Annotated in this window: 20 protein-coding genes, 4 tRNA genes and 1 pseudogene; 16 read left to right on the plus strand and 9 right to left on the minus strand. The window is 75.6% G+C overall.

Annotation, left to right across the window (positions count from 1 at the left end):
- Positions 1–45: 45 nt before the first annotated feature.
- Positions 46–6147 (minus strand): DUF11 domain-containing protein, encoded by a 6102-nt coding sequence (locus tag FB586_RS14770; RefSeq protein ID WP_136520072.1) that lies wholly within the window; start codon positions 6145–6147, stop codon positions 46–48.
- 80 nt (positions 6148–6227) lie between these two features.
- Between FB586_RS14770 and FB586_RS14775 the strand changes: the two genes are divergently transcribed.
- The gene (locus FB586_RS14775) at positions 6228–6410 is read left to right on the plus strand and encodes a hypothetical protein (RefSeq protein WP_136520073.1); all 183 of its coding nucleotides are present in this window, start codon (positions 6228–6230) and stop codon (positions 6408–6410) included.
- Between the two features lie 115 nt (positions 6411–6525).
- On the opposite strand, the gene FB586_RS14780 is transcribed toward FB586_RS14775, so the two are convergent.
- Positions 6526–6597: transfer RNA gene (locus FB586_RS14780), tRNA-Val, on the minus strand.
- A gap of 314 nt (positions 6598–6911) precedes the next feature.
- Between FB586_RS14780 and FB586_RS14785 the strand changes: the two genes are divergently transcribed.
- Positions 6912–7340, plus strand: a complete 429-nt coding sequence (locus FB586_RS14785; protein WP_136520074.1) for an SsgA family sporulation/cell division regulator — start codon at positions 6912–6914, stop codon at positions 7338–7340.
- A 68-nt stretch (positions 7341–7408) separates the two neighbouring features.
- Here the strand turns inward: FB586_RS14785 and FB586_RS14790 are convergent, their stop codons facing one another.
- Together FB586_RS14790 and FB586_RS14795 are read right to left on the minus strand one after the other, a co-directional pair.
- Entirely contained in the window at positions 7409–8269 is an 861-nt protein-coding gene (locus FB586_RS14790) for an aminotransferase class IV (protein ID WP_136520269.1), read from the minus strand.
- A gap of 5 nt (positions 8270–8274) precedes the next feature.
- The gene (locus FB586_RS14795) at positions 8275–9396 is read right to left on the minus strand and encodes a chorismate-binding protein (protein WP_136520075.1); all 1122 of its coding nucleotides are present in this window, start codon (positions 9394–9396) and stop codon (positions 8275–8277) included.
- Positions 9397–9626: 230 nt separating this feature from the next.
- On the opposite strand from FB586_RS14795, the gene FB586_RS14800 reads away from it, so the two are divergent.
- From FB586_RS14800 to FB586_RS14810, 3 genes are all read left to right on the plus strand, one after another.
- Positions 9627–9698 (plus strand) — tRNA-Gly (locus FB586_RS14800).
- Between the two features lie 51 nt (positions 9699–9749).
- Positions 9750–9820 (plus strand) — tRNA-Cys (locus tag FB586_RS14805).
- A gap of 19 nt (positions 9821–9839) precedes the next feature.
- A tRNA-Val gene (locus tag FB586_RS14810) sits at positions 9840–9914 on the plus strand.
- 248 nt (positions 9915–10162) lie between these two features.
- Here FB586_RS14810 and FB586_RS14815 read toward each other — a convergent pair.
- Entirely contained in the window at positions 10163–12124 is a 1962-nt protein-coding gene (locus FB586_RS14815) for a right-handed parallel beta-helix repeat-containing protein (protein WP_136520076.1), read from the minus strand.
- A 224-nt stretch (positions 12125–12348) separates the two neighbouring features.
- Between FB586_RS14815 and FB586_RS14820 the strand changes: the two genes are divergently transcribed.
- The 5 genes from FB586_RS14820 (at position 12349) to FB586_RS14840 (ending at position 17045) form a co-directional block, all read left to right on the plus strand.
- On the plus strand, positions 12349–13869 hold the full coding sequence (locus tag FB586_RS14820; RefSeq protein WP_168800569.1) for a histidine kinase N-terminal 7TM domain-containing diguanylate cyclase: 1521 nt from the start codon (positions 12349–12351) through the stop codon (positions 13867–13869).
- A gap of 79 nt (positions 13870–13948) precedes the next feature.
- Positions 13949–14512: a GNAT family N-acetyltransferase gene (locus FB586_RS14825; RefSeq protein ID WP_136520078.1), complete on the plus strand. Its 564-nt coding sequence runs from the start codon at positions 13949–13951 to the stop codon at positions 14510–14512.
- A 371-nt stretch (positions 14513–14883) separates the two neighbouring features.
- Entirely contained in the window at positions 14884–15561 is a 678-nt protein-coding gene (locus tag FB586_RS14830) for a YceI family protein (RefSeq protein WP_136520079.1), read from the plus strand.
- Between the two features lie 186 nt (positions 15562–15747).
- A complete protein-coding gene (locus FB586_RS14835) occupies positions 15748–16377 on the plus strand; it encodes an SRPBCC family protein (RefSeq protein WP_246036788.1) in 630 nt (209 codons plus the stop codon).
- Positions 16374–17045 (plus strand): DUF4166 domain-containing protein, encoded by a 672-nt coding sequence (locus FB586_RS14840; RefSeq protein ID WP_136520080.1) that lies wholly within the window; start codon positions 16374–16376, stop codon positions 17043–17045. Before FB586_RS14835 ends, FB586_RS14840 begins: the two co-directional genes overlap by 4 nt.
- 19 nt (positions 17046–17064) lie before the next feature.
- On the opposite strand, the gene FB586_RS14845 is transcribed toward FB586_RS14840, so the two are convergent.
- A complete protein-coding gene (locus tag FB586_RS14845) occupies positions 17065–17898 on the minus strand; it encodes a universal stress protein (protein WP_136520081.1) in 834 nt (277 codons plus the stop codon).
- A 227-nt stretch (positions 17899–18125) separates the two neighbouring features.
- On the opposite strand from FB586_RS14845, the gene FB586_RS14850 reads away from it, so the two are divergent.
- The 3 genes from FB586_RS14850 to FB586_RS14860 all read left to right on the plus strand — a co-directional run bounded on the left by FB586_RS14850 (position 18126) and on the right by FB586_RS14860 (position 20770).
- Complete coding sequence (locus FB586_RS14850; protein ID WP_136520082.1) at positions 18126–18854, plus strand: catalase family protein; 729 nt, start codon at positions 18126–18128, stop codon at positions 18852–18854.
- The gene (locus FB586_RS14855; protein WP_136520083.1) at positions 18851–20197 is read left to right on the plus strand and encodes an APC family permease; all 1347 of its coding nucleotides are present in this window, start codon (positions 18851–18853) and stop codon (positions 20195–20197) included. The genes FB586_RS14850 and FB586_RS14855 overlap by 4 nt, the downstream gene beginning before the upstream one ends.
- A 105-nt stretch (positions 20198–20302) precedes the next feature.
- Complete coding sequence (locus tag FB586_RS14860) at positions 20303–20770, plus strand: SRPBCC family protein (protein WP_136520084.1); 468 nt, start codon at positions 20303–20305, stop codon at positions 20768–20770.
- Positions 20771–20839: 69 nt separating this feature from the next.
- Here the strand turns inward: FB586_RS14860 and FB586_RS14865 are convergent, their stop codons facing one another.
- Together FB586_RS14865 and FB586_RS20215 are read right to left on the minus strand one after the other, a co-directional pair.
- Positions 20840–22888, minus strand: coding sequence for a thioredoxin domain-containing protein (locus FB586_RS14865; protein ID WP_136520085.1), 2049 nt, complete (start codon positions 22886–22888; stop codon positions 20840–20842).
- Between the two features lie 167 nt (positions 22889–23055).
- The gene (locus FB586_RS20215; RefSeq protein ID WP_136520086.1) at positions 23056–24051 is read right to left on the minus strand and encodes an AraC family transcriptional regulator; all 996 of its coding nucleotides are present in this window, start codon (positions 24049–24051) and stop codon (positions 23056–23058) included.
- A 126-nt stretch (positions 24052–24177) separates the two neighbouring features.
- Here FB586_RS20215 and FB586_RS14875 point away from each other — a divergent pair, with 126 nt between their 5' ends.
- The 3 genes and pseudogenes from FB586_RS14875 to FB586_RS14885 all read left to right on the plus strand — a co-directional run bounded on the left by FB586_RS14875 (position 24178) and on the right by FB586_RS14885 (position 25527).
- Positions 24178–24852: an NAD(P)-dependent oxidoreductase gene (locus FB586_RS14875; protein ID WP_136520087.1), complete on the plus strand. Its 675-nt coding sequence runs from the start codon at positions 24178–24180 to the stop codon at positions 24850–24852.
- A 63-nt stretch (positions 24853–24915) separates the two neighbouring features.
- Positions 24916–25137: pseudogene (locus FB586_RS14880) on the plus strand (winged helix-turn-helix domain-containing protein); the annotation flags it as partial.
- Positions 25138–25275: 138 nt separating this feature from the next.
- Positions 25276–25527: an acyl carrier protein gene (locus FB586_RS14885; RefSeq protein WP_136520088.1), complete on the plus strand. Its 252-nt coding sequence runs from the start codon at positions 25276–25278 to the stop codon at positions 25525–25527.
- Positions 25528–25593: 66 nt separating this feature from the next.
- Here the strand turns inward: FB586_RS14885 and FB586_RS14890 are convergent, their stop codons facing one another.
- Entirely contained in the window at positions 25594–26373 is a 780-nt protein-coding gene (locus FB586_RS14890; RefSeq protein ID WP_136520089.1) for a glycosyltransferase family A protein, read from the minus strand.
- Positions 26374–26535: the final 162 nt, after the last annotated feature.

Genomic DNA, 26535 nt, shown 5'->3' on the forward strand with positions numbered 1-26535 from the left:
AGGTCGAGGGCGGGGCCGCCGCCACGCCCTCGACCTGCGCCCGGGTCAGCCCGAGCGGCGGCGACGCAGGCCGAGCAGGGCGGCGCCGGCGGCGACCGCGGTGAGGGCGGCGAGCAGGGCCAGCCCCGGGTCGGTGCCGGTGACGGGGAGCCGGCGTGCACGCCCCCGGTCGGACGGGTCGTCCCCGGCCGCCGCGGGTGGCGGGTCCGTGGACGGCGGCGGTTCGGTCGAGGGTGTCGTCGGGGACGGTGCGGGCGTCGGCGGCGGGCCCGCGACGAGGAGCACCTGGGCCGTGTCCGCGTCGTTGGCCGGGACGGGGTCGTCGCCGGCCTGCGTCTCGACCCCCTCGACGGGCAGGACGTCCCCAGGGGCTCCGGAGACCGTGCCGACGACCCGGTACTCGACCTGCTCCCCCGGAGCGAGGTCCCCCACCGCGAAGGTGAGCGACCCGACGACCCCGTCGGGCGGCTGCGGCCGTCCGTCGGGCCACGCGACCGCCTCGCCCGAGTAGTCGGTGAAGCCCGGGGGCAGCTCGAGCGTGGCGACCACGTCGGACGCCGTGCTCGGGCCCTCGTTGCGGACGGTGGCGGTGAGCTCGGCGCGCTCGCCGGACGCACGGGTCTGGGACTCGGGCGTCAGGGTCAGGGAGACGTCGGCGAGGCCCGTCGCGACGGCGCACACCTGCGCCTCGTTGTCGGCGGCGTCGGGGTCGAGCGACCCGGAGCCGACGACCGCGTCGTTGCACAGCTCGTCGCCGACCTGGCCGGCGCCGACGGTGAACGTGACGAGCACCGACGCCGACTGGCCCACCCCGAGCGTGCCGACCGGGCAGCGGACGATCGTCTCCGTGTCCCCCGCGGTCGTGGTGTGCGGCTCGGGCGGCGGGCACGCCTGCCCGCCCTCGACGCCGGCCGCCACGAACGTCATGCCGTCGGGCACGTTGTCGGAGACGACGACGCTCTCGGCGACGGACGGACCGTCGTTCGTGACGGTGAGCCGCCACGTCGCAGGCGCCCCGGCGACCATCGGGTCCGGCTCGACGAGCTCCTTGGTGACCCGCATGTCCGAGACGTGCTGCACCAGGACGGTCTGGCCGGTCGTGTTGTCCTCGAGGGTGGTCTCCGGGGTCTGCGAGCGGATCACCGACTCGCCCGAGTACTCCCCTCCCGGGGTGTCGCCGGGCACGTGCATGACGACGACGTTGGTCGCCGAGCCGCCGGGCTCCCACTGCGCACCCGGCGTTGCCGGCTCGCAGTGCAGCACGTACCGGAAGTCCTCCCACGGGACGGAGCGCGGGTCGGCGGGCGGCTGCCGGTTCCAGGTGCAGTCGTTGAGCGGCACGTCGACGCTGACGGGGACGAAGCCGGGCGGGAACGTCGTGTCCGCGGTGGTGCCGACCGCCGTCGACGGGCCGTTGTTGACGGAGAACGCCGTGAACGTGACGTCCTGGCCGGCCGCCGGTGTCGTGGTGGACACCGACGACGAGATGGCGAGGTTGGTCAGGCGCGCGACCGTGACGTCGGCCGTGGTCGTGTTGTCGGTCGGGTCGGCCTCGTTCGCCAGCAGTCCGACCGTGGCCGTGTTGGTGTACGTCCCCGGGGCGAGCGTCGGGTCGGTGGTGGCGACGACGTGGACGGACGCCTGCCCGCGGGCGTCCACCTCCCCGAGCCGGCAGCGGAACTCCTCACCGGGGCCGTCGGGCACCACCGGCTGCGCCTGCGTCTCGTCCACCCCGCCCGTGACGCGCGGCGGCTCGCAGTCGGACCGCGCGCGGTCGAGGGTGAACCCGACGGGGAGGCGGTCGGACACCACGGCGTGCTCGACGCCGGACGGGCCCGCGTTGAGGACGGTCAGGGTGTACCCGATGCTCCCGCCGGCGGTCACCGTGCCCGCGTCGGGCGTCTTGACGACCGTGAGGTCGGCGGTCTCGACGACGTCGACGGACGCCGTGCCGCGCGCGTCGGGGCGGTCGCCGACGAGGGCGGTCCCCGAGGTCACGACGGCCGTGTTGAGGACCTGCTCGGCGTACACGTCCCCGCCGTTGAGGTCGTTCGCGTCCGGGTGGAGCGTGCCGGTGACCGTGACGACGGCCGAGGGCGGCGCCGCCGTCCCCGCCAACCCGGGCACGGTGCCGAGGTCGCAGGACAGGCTGCTCCGCACGCCCTCGGGGCCGACGACGGGGCTGAGGGCGCACAGCGCGCCGCCGGTGACGGTGACCGAGCGGGCGACGAAGCCGGGCGGGAGCAGGTCGTCGAGCACGACGTCGCGGGCGCTGGCGTAGCCGGCGCCGGCCGGTGCGTCGTCGGGCGCCGCCGGGACCCGGACCTCGATGCGGTAGCCGAAGGCGCCGCCGGCGACGAAGGCCGGGTGCGGGTCCTGCGCCTCGTACGGGTTCGGCACCGTGCCGAGCGGGGTCTTGGTGACCTCGAGGTCGGTGACGGCGGTCCCCACGACGATCTCGGCGTCCCGCTCGTTGTTGTCGAGTGTGGACTCGGCCGTCGCGGTCGAGGCGACCACGGTCTCCGGGTAGGAGCCCGGCTGCGCGTCCGGGGAGACCTCGATGACGTAGTCGACGTCCACCGTCTGCCCGGGGGCGAGGTCGCCGACCGTGCACTCGACCTCGCGCCCGGTGTTGACGCAGTCCGGCGGCTGCGTCCCCGGGTCGACGACGAACGCGTCGACGGCGCGCGTGAGGCGGAACGTCACCGCGCGGGCCGTCGACGGCCCCTCGTTCCTCAGGCTCAGGTGGACGGCCCGTTGCGTGCCGGGCCCCGTCCAGGCGTCGTCCAGCGGGTCGACGGTGAGGGCGGTGACCGCGACGTCGGCGAGGGCCCGCACGACGCTGGTCGCCTCGGCGGTGTTGTTCGCCGGGTTGTCGTCGGGGTTCGTCTCCGGGTTGGCGGACCGGACCGACGCGGCGTTGACCAGCGTGGTGCCGTCCGCGAGGGCGGGGTCGACCGCGACCGTCACGGTGAGGGCGGCGGACGCCCCGACGGCCAGGTCCGCGTCCAGCCGGCAGGTCAGCTCCCGCCCGGCCGCGGTGCACGCCCCGTCGCCCGACGCGGACACGTACGTCACCCCGGGCGGCAGGGTGTCGGTGACGACCGGGCGCAGTGCGGTGTAGTTGTTCTCGGGCTCGTCCGGGTCGACGACGTTGTTGGTGACCACGAGGTCGTACTCGGCGGTCCCGCCGGCCGTGACCTGCGCGTCCGCCGTCTTGGTCAGGGACAGGTCGCTGGACGGGTCGCCGCTCAGGACCCACGTCGCCGTGTCGTTGTCCGGGGTGGTGTCGCCCGGGGCGTCGACGGTCACGGTCTGCGTCACGGGCTCGCCGATCGCCGCGAGGTTCGTGGTCGCGGTCATGTCGACCTCGACGGTCCGGCTCTCACCGGGTGGGAGCGGGGACGTGAGCTCGCAGGTGACCAGGGCCTGGGCGGGCTCGGCCGTCGGCTCGCGCTCGGAGCACGTTCCCTCGGCGGGCGCGACCACCGTGACGGCGTCCAGGCGCAGCGCCGTCGGCACGAGGTCGCGCAGGACCACGCCCGTCGCCGTCGACGGCCCGTTGTTCGTCACCGTGACGACGTAGCGGACGGGTCGGGTGTCCGGAGGGTCCTGCCCGGGCAGCGCGCTGCGGTTCGCCGTCTTCGACACGGCCAGGTCGTACTCCGCGGTGACCTGCGTGCTGGCGGTCGCGGCGTTGTCGCCCTCGAGCGGGTCGGCGGTCGCCGCGGTCGCCGTCGCGGTGTTCGACAGCGCGCCCGTGGCGTCGGGGGCGACGGTGCCCGTCAGGGTGATCGTCGCGTCGGCACCGGGCCGCAGCGCGCCGTCCGGGCCCGGTCCCGCGGCCGGCAGGGTCCCGACCGGGCAGCTCACGGCACCGGCGGTCGTGGTGCAGGTGCCGCGCGAGGTCGAGGCGCCGGTGAACGTGACGCCGGGCGGTGCGCTGTCGGCGACCGTCACCTCCGCGGCGTCGGACGGGCCCCAGTTCGTGGCGGTCACGGTCCAGGTGATCGAGCTGCCGGCGACGACGCTCGCCGGACCGGTCTTCGTCACGCGCACGTCGGCCGCGGGCTCGGCGGTGGTGAGCGACGCCCGCGCTGTGTTGTCGAGCGGGGCCGGGTCGGGCGTCGCCGCCGCGGCGGAGGCGGTGTTGCCGACCGTCGCCTGCGGCCCGAGCCCGGTGGCGAGGACGCCGTCGACCGTGATCGTCGCGGCGGCGCCCGCCGCCAGCCGCGGCAGCGTGCAGCGCACGGCGGCGGCGGACCGCAGCGCGCAGTCCGCGCCGCTGATCCCGGTCAAGGTCGCGAGCGCAGGGTCGTCGACGACGTCGTCGACGATCACGCCCTGCGCGTCCGACGGTCCCTGGTTCGTGACGGTGACGACCCTCCGGACGGGCTCGCCCGCCCGGTACGTGCCGGGGGCGACGGTCTTCGCGACCACGAGGTCGGCCTCGCGGGTGAGGACGACCGTGTCCCCGGAGACGTTGTTGGCGGGGGCCGGGTCGACCGCCGTCGTGCTGACGGACGCCACGTTGGTCAGCGCCGTCGCCGTCGAGCCCGCCGCCGTCGTCCCGGTGAGGGTCACCGTCGCGGTCGCCCCGTCCGCCAGGTCGCCCAGCGAGCAGCCGACCGTGCCGTCGGTGACGGCGCACGAGCCCTGCGTCGTCGAGGCTGTGACGCCCTCCCACCCGGCGGGCGGGGTGTCCGCCACCGTCACGCCCGTGGCGGTGTTGGGGCCGTCGTTGCGGACCGTGAGCGTGGCCGTGACGGCCGAGCCGACCGGTGCCGGGTCGGGCGTCATCACCTTCGCGATCGACACGTCGGCCTGCTGGGCGACCTCCGTGGCGGCGGGGTTCGTCGTGTACGTGGCCTCCGTGCCCGTGGTCTCGGTCGCGTAGTCGAGGGTCGCGGTGTTCACGACGGTGGTGCCGCCGCCCGCCGCGTCGAGCCGCACGCGGAACGTGTACCCCTGGCGGGACGTGCCGTCGCCCGTGCAGCCGGAGCCCGAGCACGCCATGCGGCCGCCCGCCGACGCACCGGCCCCGCCACCGAGCCGGACGCGCACCGTGCGTCCGTCCACCTCGCCGCGGTCGTCCCCCGCGTCGTCGCTCAGCGCCGTGGTCGCGCCCGTCGCGGGGTCGACCAGCGCCAGCGACCCGGGCACGTAGGTGGTCCCCGGGGGCAGGACGTCCTCGGAGACGACGTCGACGGCGGCGTCCTGCCCGGTGTTGGCGTACCCCAGCGTGTACTGCAGGACGTCCCCGGGACGTGCGGGGGTGTTCCCGCTCGTGTTCACCACCGACTTCGAGGACGCGCTGAAGTCGGGTGCGTAGAGGTTGATGGCCAGCCCCACGACGCCCGGGTAGTAGACGTCGCCGTTGGACGAGAACGTGAAGGTCGCGCTCGTCGCGCTGTTGCGGATGGCGCCCGACGCACCGAGGTTCTTGATGTCGACACCGAGCATGTTGCGGTGCGCGGGGGTCCGGGTGGCCACCGAGGTGCCGCTCACGTCGTTGCTGGAGTCGAAGAAGTTCGACCCCGGGGACAGCGGTGTGGCCAGCTGCGTCGAGTTGAGCCGCGTGTAGTCGCCCGTCTGCGACAGGTCGCCCTCGTAGACGAGCATCGTCAGCTGCGCGTCCACCGTGCCGGAGCGCGGCGCGAGGAAGCCCGCGACGGTCACGGACTGCGGCCGCCCCTGCTGCACGACGTCGAAGCCGTCGAACACCGTGAGGTTGCGCAGCGGCAGACCGGGCGCCGAGTAGACGACCGTCATGGCCCAGCCCGCGTACCGGTCCCGGCCCGTCGCGGCCGCCACGTTCGCTCCCCAGTACGTCCCGTTGCCGGCCGCACGCACGATCGCCGTGATGTCGCTGAAGCGCTGGTAGGCGTTGTAGCTGCCGGGGTTGGGGCCGAACTGGTCACGGGCCGCCTGCGACGCGGTCACCGTCCGGTACGCGGCGTCGCCCGGCGCGCGCAGCGACACCCGGTCGATCGCGTTCGCGTTCCCGGCCTGCCCACCGGTGCCGGCCTGCAGCCGCGCGCCCCAGTACAGGCCGGCCCACAGGACGGTCGCGCCGGGCGGGAGGTCCAGCTGCGAGGCGGAGGAGTTCGTCGTGCCGGCGACCCCGTCGGCGTCGAGGTGCACCATCGCGAAGGCGTTGTTGTCCGCGGCCGCCCCCGTTCTGGGCGCTCGCGCACGAGGACGACGCGGGGCACGTCAGCAGGTTGTTGCCGACCGTCACCATCGCGCCGTTGGCGTTGGCCGAGAACCGCGGGGTGAACGGCACCGTGGGCGCCGCGGACACCGCCGCCGGCACCAGGACCAGCGTCACCATCGCCAGCGCCACCGCGCTCGACGCAGCGACGACCTTGCGCACCGCAGCCCACATCGGCCCCACCCCCCGGGGGTGAGGCCAAAGCGGGAGGATCCGGTCGGCTAGTCCTGCACCCGGTCCTGACCGTCACCGAGCGGGTGGTGCCCGGGACGACGAAGGCCCCCGACCAGGTCGGGGGCCTTCGCAGAGGGTGGGCGATACTGGGTTCGAACCAGTGACCTCCTCGGTGTGAACGAGGCGCTCTACCACTGAGCCAATCGCCCGCAGCCGCAGCCCGTGGGCCGCTGCGGTGCACGATGCTAGCCGACGTCGAGGGCTGTTGGCGAAACGGTCACGGCACGGCCGCGACGGGCACCCGCCGTGCGCGGCGTCGACGCGGGCGCGGGCGCGCACGTCCGGCTCTGGTCAGCGGCGTGCCGCGCCACTAGCCTGCGCGAGGGACCGACGGGGGGACCGTGCTGCCTGCTGCACGTCCGGGCGGGTGAACTGTGTGCACGGACCGGTCCAAACGGGCAGGTCCGCTGCCATGATGTGAACTCCGAGCCCAGGTGTGGGCGCCAGCCACCAGGAGGACCCGATGACGGATTCGTCGTACGACGTCGTCGAGGTCGTCGCCATGCAGCTGATCGGGTCCGACGCCAGCGTCATCCCGGTGTCGGCGGAGCTCTCCTTCCGGATCAGCGACCCCTACACCGTGCGGGCCGTCTTCACGGGTGCGCACACGATGTCCACGTGGCTGCTGGGGCGCGAGCTGCTCGCGCTCGGGGTGCACGCCACGGCCGACGCGCCCGCCGGCGCCGGGGACGTCCAGGTGTGGCGCGACGACGACCCCGACTACACGCTCGTCTCCCTCAGCGGGGTCGAGGGCAGCGCGCTGCTGGCGGCGTCGACGGAGCCGCTCATGCGCTTCCTCGCCGCGACCGAGGCGCTCGTGCCGAGCGGCTCGGAGTCCGACCGCATGGAGGGCGAGATCAGCGCGCTGATCGCCGCGCTGCTGACCGCCTGACCCCAGCGCACCGCCGCCGGCCGGTCCGCCCCTCGGGTGGGCCGGCCGTCGTCGTCCCCGCACCGGGATCAGGGGTCGAGGTCGTCCTGCGCGCGCGCCTGGAAGATCCGCTGGGCCTCGAGCGACAGGGGCCCGGGGGTCACGTCGACGTCGTCCAGACGCACCACCGGGCAGACGTTGCGGATCGAGCCGCTCAGGGCGAGGTGCGCGCCGCCGGCGGCGACCTCGTCGAGCACCTCCCACGGCAGCTCCTCGGGGGTCGCCTCACGCACGGGCAGCCCCGCCTGCGCACCCCACTCGAGCAGGAGCTCGCGCGTGATCCCCGCGAGGCACCCGGTCTCCAGGGAGGGCGTCAGCAGCTCGCCGCCGGACTCGACGAACACGTTCGAGCCCGTGCCCTCCGACAGCCGCCCGCGGGTGTCCGCCAGCAGCGCCTCGTCGGCACCCGCGGCGTAGGCCCGGGCGAGGGCCACGACGTTCTCCGCGTAGGACGTCGTCTTCAGCCCGGCGACGGCGGACCGCTCGTTGCGCACCCACGGGACGCGGACGACCCGGGACGTCTCGCTCCGGCGCGCGGGCCCGGCGACCACCACGACAGTGGGGCGCTGCTCCTCGGGAGGCAGCCGGAACGACCCCATCGGGCCGGGGCCGCCCGTCACCGTGATGCGCAGGCGGCCCGCGGCGGGCGCGGCCGCCAGCACCTCGTCGACGGCCCGCCGCACGACGTCCGCCGGCACGGGCGGCAGGCCGAGGCCGGCGGCGGAGCGCTCCAGGCGCGCGAGGTGGCGGGTCAGGGCGAACGCCCGGCCGTCGTACACGGCGCAGGTCTCGAAGACGCCGTCGCCGACCGTCAGGCCGTGGTCCGTCGCCGACAGCACCGCGTCCTCGGGTGCGTGCAGGCGGCCACCGGCCCAGATGACGTGCTCCACGGTCGTCATCCTGCCACCGTGCCCTCGTGCGGGTGGGGCGTGGTGCCCGTGGAGGCGAGCCCGACGAGCCGCGCCGCCTTCAGCTCGGTCTCCGTCCACTCCCCCGCCGGGTCGCTGTGCCAGGTGATGCCGGCGCCGGTGCCGAACCGCAGGACGCCGTCCGCCCACCAGAACGTGCGGATGCCGACGGCCAGCTCGGCGCGCACGTCGCCGTCGTCGTCGACGCGCCACCACCCCACCAGGCCGCAGTAGGGCCCGCGCGGCACCGGCTCGAGCGCGTCGATGAGGCGCAGCGCCGAGCTCTTCGGCGCCCCCGACACCGAGCCGGGCGGGTAGGTGGCGTCCAGGACGCGCGCGGCGACGTCGGGGGCGGTGCGCACGTCGTCCGCGAGCTCGCCGGTCACGGTCGAGACGAGGTGGACCAGCCCGGGGTGCTCCTCGACGTCGAGCAGCTGCGCGACGCGCACGGTCCCCGGGCGGCAGACGCGCTGCAGGTCGTTGCGCACGAGGTCGGTGATCATGACGTTCTCCGCGCGGTCCTTGGCGGTGAGGCCGGTCGCCGTCGCCGCGGTGCCCTTGATCGGCGCGGACGTCAGCGCGCCGTCCTGGACGCGCAGGAACAGCTCCGGCGAGGCGGTGACCACCCAGCAGCCCGGGTCGTCCCCGCGGCCCGGGACGTGCACCGCGCCGGCGTAGGGGGCGGGGTTGCCCGCCGCGAGGCGGGCGGCCAGCGCCCCCGCGTCGGGCGGTCCGTCATCGCCGGGGAGGGGCGCGGACAGCACGCGGCAGAGGTTCGCCTGGTAGACGTCGCCCTCGCGCACGTGGTGGCGCACGCGGTCGACCGCCGCCACGTACGCGTCGCGGTCGAGGGACGTGGTCCAGGAGTCCGGCGCGGGACCCCGCCACGACGGCGCGCGCCCGACCGCGGCGTCGGATCCGGCGCCCGTCGTCACGTCGGCGAACCGCCAGGCGTCGACCCGGCCCTCGAAGGTGCCGACGAGCGCCCACCAGCCCGGCGCCGCGAGCGCCTCCGGGTCGGCGCGGACGTCGACGTGCTCGACGACCCCGGTCGCCCGCACGCCCGCGAACCAGGCGCGGCCGGGCCGGGGCGACGAGGGGGCGGGCACGCCCGACAACCTACCGACGGGCCGGGCCGGGGAGGCGGCCCGTCCGTCCTCCCGGCCGCGGCCTGCACCGACGCGTCGGCGACCGTTCCACGCCGGTTCGTCCGGACGTCGCCCGGCCGTCGCGCGGGACGTGGTCCAGGGCACACCGGAGCCAGTTGGACTCCTGCGTCGAACCTGGTCTAGAGTCTTCGACGCACCCCGGAACGCCGGAAACGGCGGGACGGAGATGTGCGGACGTGGCTCAGTGGTAGAGCATCACCTTGCCAAGGTGAGGGTCGCGGGTTCGAATCCCGTCGTCCGCTCGGAGGATCACCCCAGTCGGCTCCCGAGCCGTTGAGGACTCCGGTCTCACCGGTGGAGTGGCCGAGAGGCGAGGCAGCGGCCTGCAAAGCCGTATACACGGGTTCGAATCCCGTCTCCACCTCTCAGCACTCCCCCACCCCGGGCGATTGGCGCAGCGGTAGCGCGCTTCCCTGACACGGAAGAGGTCACTGGTTCGAACCCAGTATCGCCCACCAGCATCACCGCAGCTCAGAAGCCGTCACGGAGAGATCCGGGGCGGCTTCTCTGCTGTGCGCGCCCGGGGATGCAGCGACGGGTGCAGCAGCCGTTGCCGTCGGTGAGGACGTGGGTCGCGACACGCTGCATCACTGTGCAGCCGCGGCATGGCGAGCTCGACGGCCCGGCCCGGCCCGAGACGCCGACGGCTCGGGACGTGCCGCACGCCCCCGCGCCCAGCTCGGGCACGGGGGCGTGCGGATGCCGGTCACGCCAGGCGGACCCTCACGCCGGACAGGCCGCCGGCCAGGGGTCCGGCCGGCCGCGGGCCGTCGAGCGCGTCACCGACCAGGTCGGTGTCGATGCGCAGCGTGCTGCCGTCGGGCGCCTCGAAGTCGGCCCCGACCAGACGCGTGGGCGGCAGGTCGGCGCCCGTGACCACGTCGAGCACGGCGGCGTCCGCGCCGGGGACGTCGACCTCCAGCCAGAGCTCGTCACCCTGCGCGAGGACCTCGACGCGCGCCGGCCTGTCGAGCACCAGCGGGTCCGACTCGACGTCCGCGGGGCGGGCGCCGCCGACGAACACGTTGCCGCGCGACCAGTACGGCTGCACGCGGCTGCCGAAGCGGTTGTGGTCGCCGTCCCAGCGGTCGCCCATCTCCGTCAGGTACTGCTCGAGCGACGTCGGGTAGCCGTCGTACGCGCTGGTGCCGGTCTGCGAGCCGATGCGGCCCCACGACTCCGGCGCGTACGCCGCGTCGAGGTCGCCGGCCGCGAAGACGTTGCCGATCCAGCGGTCGTCGCCGGTCAGGATGATGGCGTAGCCGGCGACCTGCGTGGAGTGCGGGCGGTGGTACGGCGTCGCCCGGTCGAGCATCTGCTTGAGGCCGACCGTCCCGCACAGCAGGTTGCGCACGTACGCACCGCCCTGGCTGTGGTTCTCGACCGAGACGGGCGACGCCAGCACGTTGTGGTCCACGACGTACGGGCCGTGGCTGACCTCGACGAACAGGTCCCGGCTGTTGTCCCACAGCACGTTGCGCGTGATGCGCGTGCCCTGCGTCTGCCAGTCCAGCCAGATGCCCAGCGAGCAGTCGTGGATGTGGTTGCCCGCGATGACGACGTCGACGGGCGCGTGCAGCTTGATCCCCGCGATCTCGTGGCCGTAGAACTCGCGGTCGTTCGCGATGTCGTGGATGTGGTTGTCCTCGATGCGCGAGAACACGCAGCCCAGGTGCCCCACGACCGCGTTCTGGCCGCAGTGGTGGATGTGGTTGCGGCGCACGACGTGCGAGCCGATGTGCTCGCGGTCCCAGCCGATCTGGCGGGCGGAGAACACCGACTCCAGCTGGTACTGGTAGCCCGGCTTGTCGCCGCGGTCGGAGGCGCAGTTGTCACCCGTCGAGGCCTCCTTGCCCAGGGAGACCGCCGAGCACGTCGCGTCGTGGATGTCGTTGTCCTCGATGACCCAGCCGTGCGCCCAGTTGGGGCCGATCAGGCCGGGCTGGTTCGCCGTCGGCGGCGCCCACTGCGTCGCGGCCTGCGCGAGCTCGAAGCCGCGGACGGTGATGAAGTCGACGTGGTGCTCCTCGGGGAAGAACACCGCGCGGCGCACGTTGATCTCGACCAGCGCGGCGTTCGGGTCGGCGTCGCCGAAGGCCGCGTGGATCGTCGTGACGTCGGCGCCCACCTCGGCGTGCCACACCCGCTGCGTCCAGTCCGGGTCGGGGACGGGGACGGTGGTGCCGGTCCAGTCGTCCACGATCTCGGTGCGGCGCGGCGCGGACGCGACGGCGTCGACGCTCGCGACCTCGAGGAGACGACGGCCGTCGAGGTAGACGGCCCCCAGGTGCTTCTTCGGCTCGTCACGGCCCGGGCGGACGATCCAGTCGCCGTCGACCTCCACGGCGAACGGGTTGACCTCGCCGAACAGCGTGTTCGGCACCTCGACGCGCCACACGCCGCCGCCGACCGGCTCCCAGCCGGTGACCTGCTCGGAGCCCGTGATGCGCACGTGCTCGCCGGGGGCGGCCTGGTAGGTGATGCGCCGGTCGTCGCTGCGGCCGCCGCGGCGGGGCCGGACCCACTCGCGGTAGGTGCCGGCGTGGACGGTGACGGTGTCACCGGGACGAGCGAGCTGGGCCGCGCGGTCGATCGTGCGCAGAGGAGCGTCCGGGGTCCCGGCGGCGTCGTCGGACCCGTGGACGGAGACATGGATAACGATTCCCATGACAGGACCTTACGGGTGCCCGGTCCCCGCCCGCGGCGGCAGGCGCAGCCCGGCGAGCAGCGAGGTGCACCCCGACGGGACGCGTCGACGACGCCCCGGACGCGGACCCGCGGGGCGCGTGCGGGCCGGCGCCGTTCGACCGTTCGGCCGCGGTCGCCCGACACGAACGGGGCGCGCCCTTCACGTGCTGTCGATCACGGCCGATGGGTGCACCGGAGGTACACGTGCCCACGGTCGTCGAGGTCGTCTCGTTGCTCGCCGCCGTCGTGGCGACCTGGACAGGTGTGCTCGTGCTGCGCCGCAGCCGCACCTCTCCCCTGGCCCTGCCCCTGGCGGTCATGATGTTCGGCGCGTCCTCGTGGGCGACGGCCCGCGCCCTGCTGCACGTCGCCCGGGCCTCCGTGCCGGGGACCGTGGTGCTCCACTACCTGGTCTTCCCCGGCGCGGCGGCGGTCACCGCCGCCGCGTACTGGTACTTCGTCGTGCTGACCGGACGCCGGCTCAGCCGTCGAGCGGCGGTGCTCCTCCTGGTGCACCCGACGCTCCTGCTCGCCGTGCTGGCGAGCAACCCGTGGCACGAGGCGTTCCTGCGCGTCGCCGTCGACGGCGGGACGGTGCAGGTCGGCGTGGGGCCGCTGTACTGGCTCCACTCGGCCTACTGCTACGTGCTCATCGGCGCCGGGATCGCACTCGCCCTGGCGGCGATGGTCCGGGCCGTCCCCGGGCACCGGCACGTGTTCGTCGTGGCGGCGCTCGCCGCGACGGTCCCGGCCGTCGGGAACGTCCTCACGACCCTGCTTGCCGCGCGTCCGGAGCGCCCTCACCTGACTCCCGTCTTCTTCCTGGTCAGTGCCGCCATCTGGTCCTGGGTGGAGCGGTTCGGCGGGCACAGCGCGACGGTGCCGGTGAGCACCCGCCAGGTGCTGGAGGTGCTCGACGACGCCGTCGTCGTGCTCGACCCGCGCGGCCGGGTGCTCGACGCGAACCCCGCGGCTCACGCACTGCTCGGCGACCTGCAGGGCGTACGGCTGCAGGAGGACGGCGAGGCTCTGCCACGGCCCGCGCGTGTCGCGATCGACGCCCTCCGGAGCGGACCGGGAACGCTGACGACCGACTCGGGCGCCGTCCTCGACGTGCGCGTGACCCCGTTGACCGACGCGGTGGGCCGGGCCGCGGGCACCGTGGTGGTGATGCGCGACGTGACGGAGCTGGAGCGGCTGCGCGCCGAGCTCGTCGACCAGGCGACGCGCGACGGGCTGACCGGGCTGCACAACCGCCGTGCGCTCGAGGAGCGGCTGGCGGCCGCGGCCGACGACGCGGCCGCGAGCGGCCGGCCCCTGAGCGTCGCGCTGCTCGACGTCGACCACTTCAAGGCGGTGAACGACGCGCACGGCCACGGGGTGGGAGACCAGGTGCTCGCCGAGGTGGGTCGGGTGCTCGCCGAGTCGACCGGCCCGGGCGAGACCTCGGCGCGGCTCGGCGGCGAGGAGTTCGTCCTGCTGCTCCCCGGTCTCGACCCGGGAGCGGCGGCGCGCCGCGCGCAGGACCTGCGCACCCGCTGCGCGCAGATCGCGGTTCCGGCCAGGACAGGGACGGTGTGCGTCACGGTGAGCGCCGGCGTCGCGGCGCTGCACCCGGGCGGGTCGCCGGACGACCTGCTGCGGACGGCCGACGAGGCGATGTACGCGGCGAAGGCGGCCGGCCGGGACCGGGTGGCGTGCGCCGGAGACCCCGTGCGCGGCTGAACGAGGGACGCCGCGGCCCTCGTCCGCGGCCTGCTCCCCCGGGAGGTCCCGGCCGCGGGCCGTGCGAGCATGGGCGCCCGTGAGCACCCCGGACGCACCCGCCCGCACCGTCGCGTACCGCGACGCGACCGGCGCCGACGTCCCCGCGGTCGTCTCGCTGGTGGACGCGGCCTACCGGGGCGAGGCCAGCCGGGCGGGGTGGACGACGGAGGCGGACCTCCTCGACGGGCAGCGCACCGATACCGAGGCGGTCGCGGAGATCCTGGCCGATCCAGGGAGCCGGCTCCTGCTCGCGATCGGCACGGACGGCGTGATCGTGTGCTGCTGCCACGTCCGACGCACCGACGCGACGACGGCGTACCTGGGCTCGTTCGCCGTGCGGCCGGGGCTGCAGGGCGCCGGGACGGGCGGGGCGCTGATGCGCGAGGCCGAGCGGCGCGCGGTCGCGGAGTGGCGCTCGGCGCAGATGGAGATGACCGTCATCGCCCAGCGGCCCGAGCTGATCGGGTGGTACGAGCGGCGCGGCTACGTCCGCACGGGCGAGACCCGGCCGTTCCCGTACGGCGACGAGCGGTTCGGCCGGCCGCGCCGGGACGACCTCGTCTTCGTCGTGCTGCGCAAGGACCTCGCCACGGCGCGATGACCGGCACGCCCCGTCTCTCGTCGGGGTCGGAGGTCGCGACGCCGGCCCGCCACGGAGCCCCTGGCGGTCGACGGCCGGACGCCGTCGGACGTGGCGCAGAGGACGACGACCGCGGGATGCCACGCAAGCGCGAAGCGACGTGTCGCTCGAACGGCCGGTCCCGGCGCAGCCCCGGGACGAGGTGCCGACACGCCGCACGTTGGCGTGCAGGCCGCGAGGCCCCAGAATGTGAGTCGATGCGTGCGCATGGACCTTGTCCCGCGCACGCGGGCCGACGGCGGCCGTCCTCCGTCGACCCGGTCCCGGAGCGGCGGCACCCACGGTCAGGCAGGCCCGAGCGGCGCCGCAGGCACGAGGACCGAGGACGACACATGACGGAGAGCACACCGCCGGCGACGCGCCGCTGGAAGGGCATGACGATCCCCGCGCCGGGCACCTACGCGCTCGACGCCGCGCACAAGCGGGTCGGCTTCGTCGCCCAGCACATGATGGTCAGCCCGGTCCGGGGCGAGTTCGTCGAGGCCGACGCCCGCATCGCCGTCGGTGAGGACCCGCTCCGGTCCGCCGTCCAGGCGTGGATCCGGACCGACAGCCTCACGACCGGCCATGCCGAGCGTGACCAGCACCTGCGCAGCGCCGACTTCCTCGACGTCGAGCGCTACCCGGCCATCGAGTTCCGCAGCACCCGGGTCGAGCGGCGCGCGCAGGAGGACGCGATCGCGCAGTGGGCACGCCTGCGTCGCCACCTGCCCGAGCGCTCCCCCGTCGCCACCGAGCTCGTCGAGCGGGAGGTCGGCGTCGGCGGCCGTTTCACGGTCGTCGGCGCCCTCACGATCCGCGACGTGAGCCGCGAGGTCACGCTCGACCTCGACTTCGGCGGAGCCCGCCGGGACCCGTACGGCCGGGACATCTTCGGCTTCTCCGCGACCACCGAGATCAACCGTGAGGACTACGGCCTCGTGTGGAACGTGGCCCTGGACACCGGCGGCTGGCTCGTCGGCCGCAAGGTGCGGATCGAGATCGCGGGCGAGGCGGTGCGCGAGGCCTGAGCCGCGCCGCCCGGGCCGGGCGGCCCGGCGTCTGCGCCCCCACCCGTCCGGCGCGAAACCGATCACCCAGCGGGGCAGGGGCAGGCCGTCGGCCGCTCGGCGTACAGCACCGCCACGGCACGGTCCTCCGACCAGGGTCCGACGGACGCGCCCGCGCGGATCAGCCGTGTGGGTACGCTCCCACACGTGACGGGCCGGGGCATCTACGTCGAGACGGTGGTCGCCGTCGACGTCGACACCCTCTGGCAGGCCACCCAGGACCCGCGCCGGCACGTGCGGTGGGACCTGCGGTTCTCGGAGATCGTGCCGGAGCCGGCGGACGCGGACGGGGCGGCCCGGTTCACCTATGTGCGGCGCACGCCGCTGCGGGACGTGCGCGGGACCGGGGTGAGCATCGGCGAGCGCCGGCGCCCGGACGGGACCCGCACCTCCGCCCTGCGCTTCGGGACGGACGACCCGCTCTCCCCCATCCGCGCCGGCCGGGGGTACTGGCGCTACGTGCCGGACGGGACCGGGCGCACCCGCTTCCTCACCGGGTACGACTACGACCCCGGGTGGGGGCCGCTCGACGTCGTCGTCCGCCCGCTCCTCGGCTGGGCCACCGCGTGGAGCTTCGACCGGTTGCGGATCTGGCTCGAGACGGGGACCGAGCCCGAGGCCTGGCCGCTGGTCAGCGTCCTGTGGGTCTGGCGCCCCGACCGCCCGCGTGCCTCGCGAACCCTGCGCGCACCCGCCGGCGGCACCCGCCGCGACGACCACCTGCAGGACGCGCCGGCGACCCTCGCCGCCCTGCCCGAACCCGGGGAGGCACCATGACCTCGCTCTTCGAACAGGCGCTCGGCGCCGACTTCCAGCGCCTGCACCCGATGATGCGCCGCCGGTTCGGGGTCGGCCTCGACGCCGGCGAGGCGTGCGTGGGCCGCGGCGTCATGTCCACGATCCGGCGCGGCCCGTGGTGGACCGTGCCCTTCCTGCAGATCGGGCGGCTGCGCAACATCCTCGTGCCCGACGTCGGGCAGGACATCCCGTTCACGATCGAGAACTACCCGTACCGCGACGAGCTGGGGCGCGAGACCGTCACGTTCGTCCGCACGTACACGACACGGCCCGGCCGCACCGCGCGCTTCGACGCCACGATGGTGCTCGTCGACGGGCGCGTGCTCGACTACCTGGGAACCCACCAGCACCTCGCGGTGGACCTCGACCTCGAGGTCGACGACCGCGGAGGCCTGGTGGTGCGGACCGGTGCGCAGCGCTTCTACGAGGGTCGGGTCGGGTTCCGCTTCCCGATGCTGTTCAGCGGACGCGCCACCCTGCGCGAGCACTGGTCCGACGAGGACGAGGCGTTCCACGTCGACCTCGAGGTGCGCAACCCGGTGTTCGGGTTCCTCTTCGGCTACCGCGGGACGTTCACCTGCGACTGGGTCCCGGCCGGTGACGCCCCGGACCGGCTGAAGCCCCGGCGCACCGAGGCCCGCACCTAGGCGCAGTCACCTGCTCCGGTCAGCGCACCACCGTCACCGGGCACGCCGCCCGTCCCGCGAGCTCGCGGCTCACCGCGCCGAGCAGCACCCGGTCGAGGCCGCTGCGGCCGCGGTGACCCACGACCACGCGCTCGGCGCGGGCGGCGGCCTCGAGCAGGGCCCGGCCGGGTGGGGCGTGCACGACCGAGCGCACGAGACGGTCCTGCGGCACGTCGACGCCCGACTCGGCGAGCGCGCGGTCGAGGAGGGTCGCGGCGTGGCGCTCGTACTCGTCGAGGGGCGGCACGTAGCCGAACTCCTTGCCGGGCAGCGGGGCGAGGGTGGTCATCTGCCAGGCGAGGACGGCCTCGAGGACGCCCTCGCGCCGGCGTGCCACCTCCGCGCCGTGCCGCAGGGCGGAACCGCCGGGTCGGGAGCCGTCGACACCGACGACGACCGGGCCGGACCACGGCTGCCCGTCGCCCTCCTCGTCGTGCGGCACGACCGTGACGGGCACGCGGGCGTGCTCCAGCACGGCGGTCCCGATCCTGCCGGGGCTGCGCCGCCGGCCGTGCCGGCCGACCACGAGCATCTGCGCGGCCGTGCCGCGCAGGACGTCCGCGACGGAGTCGGCGGCCTCGACCTGCACGTGCACCGTGACGTCGGCGCCCGCACGGGAGCAGGCGGCGGCGCTGCGCTCCTCGAGCTCGGCCCGCAGCTCCCGGGCACGTCGTCCGCGCTCGTCCGCGCGGCCCCGCCCGGGCAGGACGTGCAGGACCGTGAGCGGGAGCCCGGCGTCCCGCGCCTCGGCCGCGGCCCAGGCGATCACCTGACCGCCGGCGGACCCTCCCACCGCGACGACGATGCCGTCCATGCGTCCTCCCTGACGTCGGTGCCGGTGGCACCAGTCTCGCCACCTGCGCGGGCCGTGCCCAGGGGAACCGGCGAGCCGACCCCGGCCCCCGGGCGCGGGCTCGGCCGCCGGTCAGGAGCCGGAGGGTGCGCCGCCTCGCGGGGGCGGGCGCCACGGGCGATGCTGGGCGGGCGTCGCGCCGCGGCGCCCGGTGCCCGCGCGCCCGGTGGAGCGTCCCGGAGGACCGCATGACCGCAGCCCAGGCCCCCGCGGCCGCCCGCGTCGCCGGCAGGGTGTTCGGAGCCGTCTTCGACCGCGTCGGCGCGCTGCGCCGCGACCGGCCCCTGCACCCGCGGGGCACCGTCCTGCGCGGGACCCTGCGGCTCGGGGACGACCCGGACGCCCCCGGGGGCGAGCTGCGGTACGCCGGGCCGGCGCTCGTCCGCGTCTCCCGGTCGGTGGGCCTGCCCCCGGGCCTGCCGGACGTGCACGGGCTCGCCGTGCGCTGGGAGGTCGACGGGCAGCCACAGGACGTGCTGCTGTCGGGGACGGGGACCGGACGCCTGACGCGGTTCCTGCTGGCACCGCGCCGCCGGCCGTGGAGCGGGTTCCTCGGCTCGCTCATGCCCTTCCGCACCGCCGACGGACCGGTCCTGCTCGGGGCCGTGCCGGTGCCGGGCGCGCGCGGCGACGCCGACCGCGAGGACCTGCGCGTGGACCTCGTGCTGCTGACGGCCCGCGCGGGCGGCCCGTGGCACCGGTACGGCCGGCTGGTCGCCGAGACGGTCGAGGACACCGACCTGCGGTTCGACCCGGTCCTGAACGCGCCCGCCCCGTGGCGCACGTACGACTGGGCGGCGGCGCTGCGCCTGCCGTCCTACGCCGCCGGCCGCCGGCACGGACCGGCCCGCCCGTCGCACGCGCACGACCGCCCGCCGCGCGCGCACGGCCGTGCGCCCCGATACTCGGCCGGGTGACCAGCACCGACACCGGCGCCGACGCGCCCACCCGCCTCAAGCGGTCCGTCACCGGACTGCTCCTGTTCCTGTTCATCCTCGGCGACGTCCTCGGCGCCGGGGTCTACGCGCTGGTCGGCGAGCTCTCGGCCGAGGCCGGCGGCATGGTGTGGCTGCCGCTGCTCGTGGCCCTCGGCATGGCGCTGCTCACCGCGGCGTCGTACGCCGAGCTCGTCACGAAGTACCCGCAGGCCGGCGGCTCCGCCGTCTACGCGCAGCGCGCCTTCGGCAAGCCGGTCGTCTCGTTCCTCGTCGGCTTCGCGATGCTCGCCGCGGGCGTCACGTCCGCCGCCGGCCTGTCGCTGGCGTTCGCGGGCGACTACCTCGGTGTCTTCCTCGACGTCCCGGCCATCCCCGCCGCGATCGTGTTCCTCGCGCTCGTCGCCGCGCTCAACGCGCGCGGCATCAAGGAGTCGATGCGCGCGAACCTCGTCATGACCGCGATCGAGGTCAGCGGCCTGCTGCTCGTCGTCGTCCTCGGCGCGATCGTGCTGGGCCGCGGCGAGGGCGACCCGGGTCGCCTGCTCGAGCTGCCCGAGGGCACGACCGTGGCGGGCGCGACCCTCGGCGGGGCGCTCATCGCGTTCTACTCGTTCGTCGGCTTCGAGACGTCCGCGAACGTCGCGGAGGAGGTGCGCGACGTCCGCCGCGTGTACCCGCGCGCGCTGTTCGGTGCCCTCGTGACCGCCGGGGTCGTCTACCTGCTCGTCGGCGTCGTCGCCCCCGCCGTCGTCGCCCCCGCCGACCTGCAGGCGTCCAGCGGTCCCCTGCTCGAGGTGGTCCGCGCCTCGGGCGGCGTGCCGCTGGAGCTGTTCTCGGTCGTCGCGCTCATCGCCGTCGCCAACGGCGCCCTGCTGACGATGATCATGTCGAGCCGCCTCGCGTACGGGATGGCCGAGGAGGGCCTGCTCCCCCGCCCGCTCGCCCGCGTGCTCCCGAACCGGCGCACCCCCGTCGTCGCCATCGTCGTCACGACGGTCGTGGCCATGGTCCTCACGGCGACCGGCTCGCTCGTCGACCTCGCGTCCACGGTCGTGCTGCTGCTGCTGTTCGTGTTCCTCAGCACCAACCTCGCGGTGCTGGTGCTGCGTCGCGACCACGTCGACCGTCCGCACTTCCGTGCGTGGACGCCGCTGCCGGTCCTGGCGATCGTCACCTGCCTCGTCCTGCTCACGCAGCAGGAGCCGCGGCACTGGCTGCTCGCGGGCGTGCTGCTCGCCGTCGGCGTGGTGCTGTACCTGGTCACGCGGCGCTCCTCCGCACGCACCGAGCCGGCGGCGGACGCGGACGACGCGCGCGCCTGAGCGGGCGCTGAGGCCGGGCTGCGGGCTGCTGCTCGACGCGCGGCCCCGGCGCGCTCCACCTAGCGTGGAACGCGCACGATCCCCGATCACGCAGGAGGAGACGGCATGCCCACGATCGAGCAGACGATCGACGTCGACGTCCCGGTGCGCACCGCGTACGACCAGTGGACGCAGTTCGAGGACTTCCCGCACTTCATGAACGGCGTGGAGCAGATCACGCAGGTCAGCGACACGCTGACCCACTGGAAGACCAAGATCGGCGGGGTCGAGCGCGAGTTCGACGCGCAGATCGTCGAGCAGGAGCCCGACCAGGTCGTCGCGTGGCGCAGCGTCGACGGCACGGCCCACGCGGGCCACATCTCGTTCCAGCCCCTGGGCGCCACCTCGACGCGGGTCACCGCGAAGATCGAGTGGGAGGCGGAGTCCCTCGTCGAGAAGGTCGGCGCCGCGGTCGGCGCCGACGACCGGCAGGTGAAGAACGACCTGGAGCGGTTCAAGGAGTTCATCGAGAGCCGCGGCACCGAGACCGGCGCCTGGCGCGGCTCGGTGCAGGGCGGCAGCCCGACCGTCTGACGCGACACCACGACGACGGCCCGGCACCCCGGACGGGGTGCCGGGCCGTCGCGCGTGCCGGCGGTGCCGTCAGGCGCGCAGCAGCCGGGCGAGCTCCTCGGGGTCGGTCACCGGCCGCTCGCACACGAACCCGCGGCACACGTAGGCCGCCGGGAGACCGCCGACGAGCGGGCGGTCGCGCAGGAGGGCGGGCGCGTCCTCGCCGAGCCGGTCCGGGTCGCCGAGCGCGACGACGAGGCCCGGCGCCCCGGAGGCGAGTGCCGCGCGGTGCAGCGCGCGCGTCGCCGCCTCGTCCACGGGCCCGACGACCGCGACCTCGCGCGGCCCGTCGAGCAGCGCCTCGGCCGCCGCGAGCGCCCACCCGGCCGCCCGCGGGTACCGGACCGCGAGCTGCAACGGCACGCGCAGCGCGGCCAGGGCTGCCTCGCGCAGCTCGAGCGAACCGGTCGCGGCGGCCAGCGTCACGAGCGCCCCCGCGGCTGCGGGCTGCCCACCGGGGGTCGGCCCGTCCGTCGGGTCCTGCGGCCGGCGCAGCGCGCCCAGCACGGCGTCCGTCGTGTCGTCGGCCGTGTCGAAGAAGCCGCCCTCACCGTCGCCGAACCGGCGCAGGACCGTCGCCAGCAGCCGCTGCGCGCGAGCGGACCACTCGTGCTCCCCCGTCGCGGCGGCGAGCGCCAGGTAGCCCTCGGCGACGTCCGCGTAGTCCTCGAGCACGCCCGGTGCCGAGCCGGCCGCCCCGTCCCGCGAGGTCCGCACGAGCCGGTCGTCCCCGTCGGCGTCGGTGTGGGTGTGCAGGTCCGCGAGCAGGCGCGCGCAGGTGCGCGCCGCGTCCAGCCAGTCGGGCCGGTCCAGCAGGGCGCCCGCCTCGGCGAGCGCCGCCACGGCGAGACCGTTCCACGCGGAGACGACCTTGTCGTCGCGCGCGGGCCTCGGGCGACGCTCGCGGGCGGCGCGCAGGGCCGCACGCAACCGGTCGAGCCGCTCGGGGTCGGCCGGCTCGGTCTGCCGCTGCAGCACGGAGGACCCCTCCTCGAACGTGCCGGTGCCGGTGACGCCGAGCACGCCCGCGGCCCAGGCGCCGTCCTCCTCGCCGAGCACCTCGCGCAGCTGGCTGGGCGTCCACACGTAGAAGGCGCCCTCGCGGCCCTCGCTGTCCGCGTCGAGGGCGGAGGCGAAGCCGCCCTCGGGCGTCCGCAGCTCGGCCAGCAGCCAGTCGGCCGTCTCCTCGACGACGCGGCGGTCGAGCGGGTCACCGGTGAGCCGCCAGGCGTGCAGGTGCACGCGCAGCAGCAGCGCGTTGTCGTAGAGCATCTTCTCGAAGTGCGGCACGGTCCACGTCGCGTCGACGGAGTACCGCGCGTACCCGCCGGCGAGCTGGTCGTACATCCCGCCGCGGGCCATCGCGTCGAGGGTGCGCCGCGCCATCGCGAGGGCGTCGGCGTCGCCGGTGCGCGCGTGGTGGCGCAGGAGCCACTCGAGGACCATCGACGGCGGGAACTTCGGCGCGCCGCCGAAGCCGCCGTCGCGCTCGTCGAACGTCGTGCCGAGCGCGCCCAGCGCCCGCGCGAGGACGCGCTCGTCGACCAGGTCGCCGCCCGACGGGCCGCCGGCGGTCGCGGGACGGTGCGCGAGCGCGTCCGCGACGCTGCCCGCGCTCTCCACGACCTCCTCGCGACGCGTGGTCCACGCGGCCGCCAGGGCGGCGAGCACCTCGGGGAACGCGGGCACCTGCTGGACCCGCCGGGGCGGGAAGTAGGTGCCGCAGAAGAACGGGCGCCCGTCGGGCGTCGCGAACACGGTCATCGGCCAGCCGCCGCTGCCCGTCATCGCCTGCGTGGCGGTCATGTAGACCGCGTCGACGTCGGGCCGCTCCTCGCGGTCGACCTTGACGTTGACGAAGTGCTCGTTCATGAACGCGGCGGTGGCGGGGTCCTCGAAGGACTCGTGCGCCATGACGTGGCACCAGTGGCAGGCCGCGTAGCCGACCGAGATGAGGAGCGGCACGTCGCGGCGACGCGCCTCGGCGAACGCGTCGTCGCCCCACTCCCACCAGTCCACGGGGTTGTCGGCGTGCTGCTGCAGGTACGGGCTCGTGGCGGCGGCGAGTCGGTTCGGCACGCCTCCAGCCTGTGGCAGGGCGCGTGCGGGTGCGAGCCGACGGCCCTGCCCGGTGGTGTCGGTGTCCGTCGGGGTTCCCCGCACGCGCACCCGCGGACGGTGGTGGAGGCGCGTCCGGGCAGGCTGACCGTGCGGCTGGATGGTGCCGGCCGACCGTGGCGGCCGGCTCAGCCGTCGCCGCGGCGGACCGCCCCGGGCGGGCGCCCGGTCTCGCGGGAGAACGCCCGGCTGAACGCCGCCTCGGACTCGTAGCCCGTCGCGGCCGCCACGCGCGCGACGGTCTCCCCGCGGCGCAGCCGGTCCTCGGCGACGTGCATGCGCCAGCGCGTCACGTACGTCATCGCCGGCACGCCGGCGACGACGGTGAAGCGCTCCGCGAACGCGGACCGCGACATCGCCGCCTCGCGGGCGAGCGCCGCCACGGTCCACGGCGCGGCCGGGTCGGCGTGCACGGCGGCGACGGCGCGGCCGACGTGGGGGTCGCGCAGCGCGGCGAGCCAGCCGGTCGTGTCGTCCTGCTCGTCCAGCCACGCGCGGATCGCCTGGACGACGAGGACGTCGGCGAGCCGGGTGGTGACGGCCTCGCCGCCGGGCCGCGCGTGCTCGACCTCGGCCGCCATGAGGCGCAGCGTGTCCGCCGCCCACGGCGAGCGTCCCGCGGGCACGTGCACCACGGGCGGCAGGAGCGCGAGCAGGTGCCGCGACGCCGGCCCGTCGACGGCGAGGATCCCGCACACCAGCAGCGTCCGCGGGCCCGGCCCGTCGTGGCGCAGCACCGAGTACTGGTCGGTGACGTACTCCTGGGGCAGCGTGTCGACGCGGCCCAGCGAGGGCACGCCGGGCGCGCTGCGCAGCGCGTGCCCCCGCCCGTGCGGGACGAGCGCGAGGTCCCCGGCACGCAGGTGCACCGACGTGCCGTCGACGTCGACGTGGCACTCCCCCGCGGTGACGACGTGGAAGCTGACGCACGCGCCGAGCGCCGGCATGTCGACCGCCCACGGCGCCGCCGCCTCGGTGCGGGAGTAGAAGAGCCCGGTGACGCGCAGCCGGTGCAGGGCGGCACCGACGGGGTCCGTGGAGCTCCACGGACCCGGTCCGCCGGGAGCCAGGCCGGCAGGGGCGGCCGCGCCCTCCGCGGACAGGCTCGGCAGGGTCGTCGTCATCCGGCCATCCTCCCGGCCGTTCCGGACGATCGGCAATGCCCGCGCGACGTCCTGCTGTTCCGCGTCCGCCACGGAGGGCCTGGAATGGAGGTGTCCGGGCGAGACCCGGGGACGACGGAGGTCGACATGCGGGTGCTGGTGGTGGGTGCGACGGGCGGGTCCGGACGCGCGGCGGTGGCGGCGCTGGTGTGGGCGGGGCACGAGGTGACGGCGCTGTCGCGGCACGCCGCGGCCATGACGGGGCCGCGCGTGCGCGGCGTCGACGGCGACGCGACGGACACGGCGACCGTCGACGCGCTGGTCGCGGGGCAGGACGCGGTCGTGGTGACGCTCGGCATCAGCGAGGACGCGCTCGCGGTGCGGCTGCGCGGGCCGCGCCGCACGGCGCCGGACGTGCGCTCGCGCGGCACCGCGGCGGTGGTCGACGCGATGCGACGGCACGGGGTGCGCCGCCTGGTGGTGCAGACGTCCTACGGCGTGGGGTCGAGCGCCTCGCGACTGCCGGTGCTCATGCGCGCGCTGTTCGCCGTGCTGCTCGCGCCGCAGATCGCGGACACCCGGCGGCAGGCGCGTCTCGTGCACGCCAGCGGCCTCGACTGGGTCGAGGTGCAGCCCGTCAACCTGACCGACGACGACGTCGCCGTGCCCGCCCTCGTCGCGGACGACGACCGCACCGCGTCGATGAAGGTCGCGCGACGCCAGGTCGGGCAGGTGCTGGCCGACGCGGTCGAGCGGGACGACCTCGTCGGCCGCGTGCTCGCGGTGTCGCACGACCCGCGCGTGCGCGCCGCCGCCGGCTGACGGTCCGCGGCACCCCGTCAGGGGTCCGCCGACGCGGGGGTCCGGGGCGTCAAGGGTCCGTGAACCCCGACGGACCGGGCGATGCTCGAGGTCCTCGTCCGGCACCACGGCCGCCTCGTCACGCGCCGCCAGCTGCTGCAGGAGGTCTGGGGTCCTGCCTGCTCGGACGAGACCCACTACCTGCGCGTCTACTCCGCGCAGCTGCGCCGCAAGCTCGAGGACGACCCCGCTCACCCCCGGCACATCCGCACGAGCCCCGGGATGGGCTACACGTTCGAGGTGTGACGCAGGTCTCCCCCGCCGGTTGCGGACGCCGTCGCCGTTCGTCAGCGTGGACGACGACGACGGTCCAGCAGGTGGCCGCCGCACCACGCCCCGACGGGCCGGGCGACCGCCCGCGGGCGTCGACCGCAGGAGGCACCCATGGCGACTGGCGAGACCGGCTTCGACGACGTGACGTTCGACCTCATCTCCGTGCAGTACCACTCCCTCAAGGCGGGGCACGACTACGGGCAGTACGTGCGCGACGCCCGCAACGCCGGCAAGGAGGAGATCGCCGCGTTCTTCGAGCAGGTGATGCGGGAGGACTCCGAGCGCGCGCAGCGCTGCCACCAGTTCCTCGGCGAGCTCACGCAGCACGGCACCGACGCGACGTCGCCGCAGGGCGACGTCTGACCCGCTGCCCGGTGCCGGGCCCGGGCGAGGAGCCCGGGCCCGGCGGCAGGGACGGCCACGCCGGTGTCAGGACCGGTGGGGCACCGGCCGCCACCGTGCGGCCCAGCGCTCCCACGGCGGCAGCACACGCCACTGCCGCCCGAGGGTGCGGAACGCACGCCCCAGGCGGGTCACCCACTGGCGGCCGAACCGGACGGACCGTGCGGACACCCCCACGCACCAGCCCCGGTCGACGACGACCCGCGCGGCGGGGCCGAGCGCGAGCGCCAGGTCGAGGTCGTCGTGCACGTCCTCGACGCGGGTGACGTGCTCGCGCACCCGGCGCCACGCGTCGGCGCGCACGGCCATCGACGACCCCCACAGCACGGGGTGGCCCGCCGCGAGGTGGCCCAGCACGTAGTAGGCGCCCAGGTACGCCCGCGCGACGCGCCGCCCACGCCGGCCGGCCAGGTCGAACCGGCCCGTCCCCGTCACGGCGTCGACGCGCGGGTCGGCCAGCACGTGCAGGGCGTGCGCGACCCAGCCCTCGTCGGGCCGTGAGTCCGCGTCGAGGCGCAGGATGACGTCGCCGCGCGCCGCGTCGTAGCCCGCCGCGGCGGCCGCCGGGATGCCGACACGCGGCTCGTGCACGACGCGGGCGCCCCACCGGCGCGCGACGTCGGCGCTCGCGTCGGAGGAGCCGTTGTCGACCACGACCACCTCGTCGGGCGCGACGCTCTGACGGGCGAGGCGCCGCAGGCACGCGTCCAGGTGCGCCGCGTCGTCGCGCACGGGCACGACCACGGACACGACGGGCTCGCGCACGGGACGGTCGACGGGCGCCGTCCGGGCAGGGGTGGCGCTCACGCTGCTCCTCGGTGCTCACGCGCCGGGCCGCGGCTGCTGCACGCGCCGGCGCAGGACATGGTCCCCGGCGCACCGTGCCAGGGCCATCCGGGAGCGGGCGGGCGCGTCCACGCCGGTCCGGACGCGTGTCCGGCCTCCGGGTGCGTCCCCCGCCGGGCGTTG

The organism is Cellulomonas telluris, from assembly GCF_004886325.1.
Classification (GTDB): Bacteria; Actinomycetota; Actinomycetes; order Actinomycetales; family Cellulomonadaceae; genus Cellulomonas; species Cellulomonas telluris.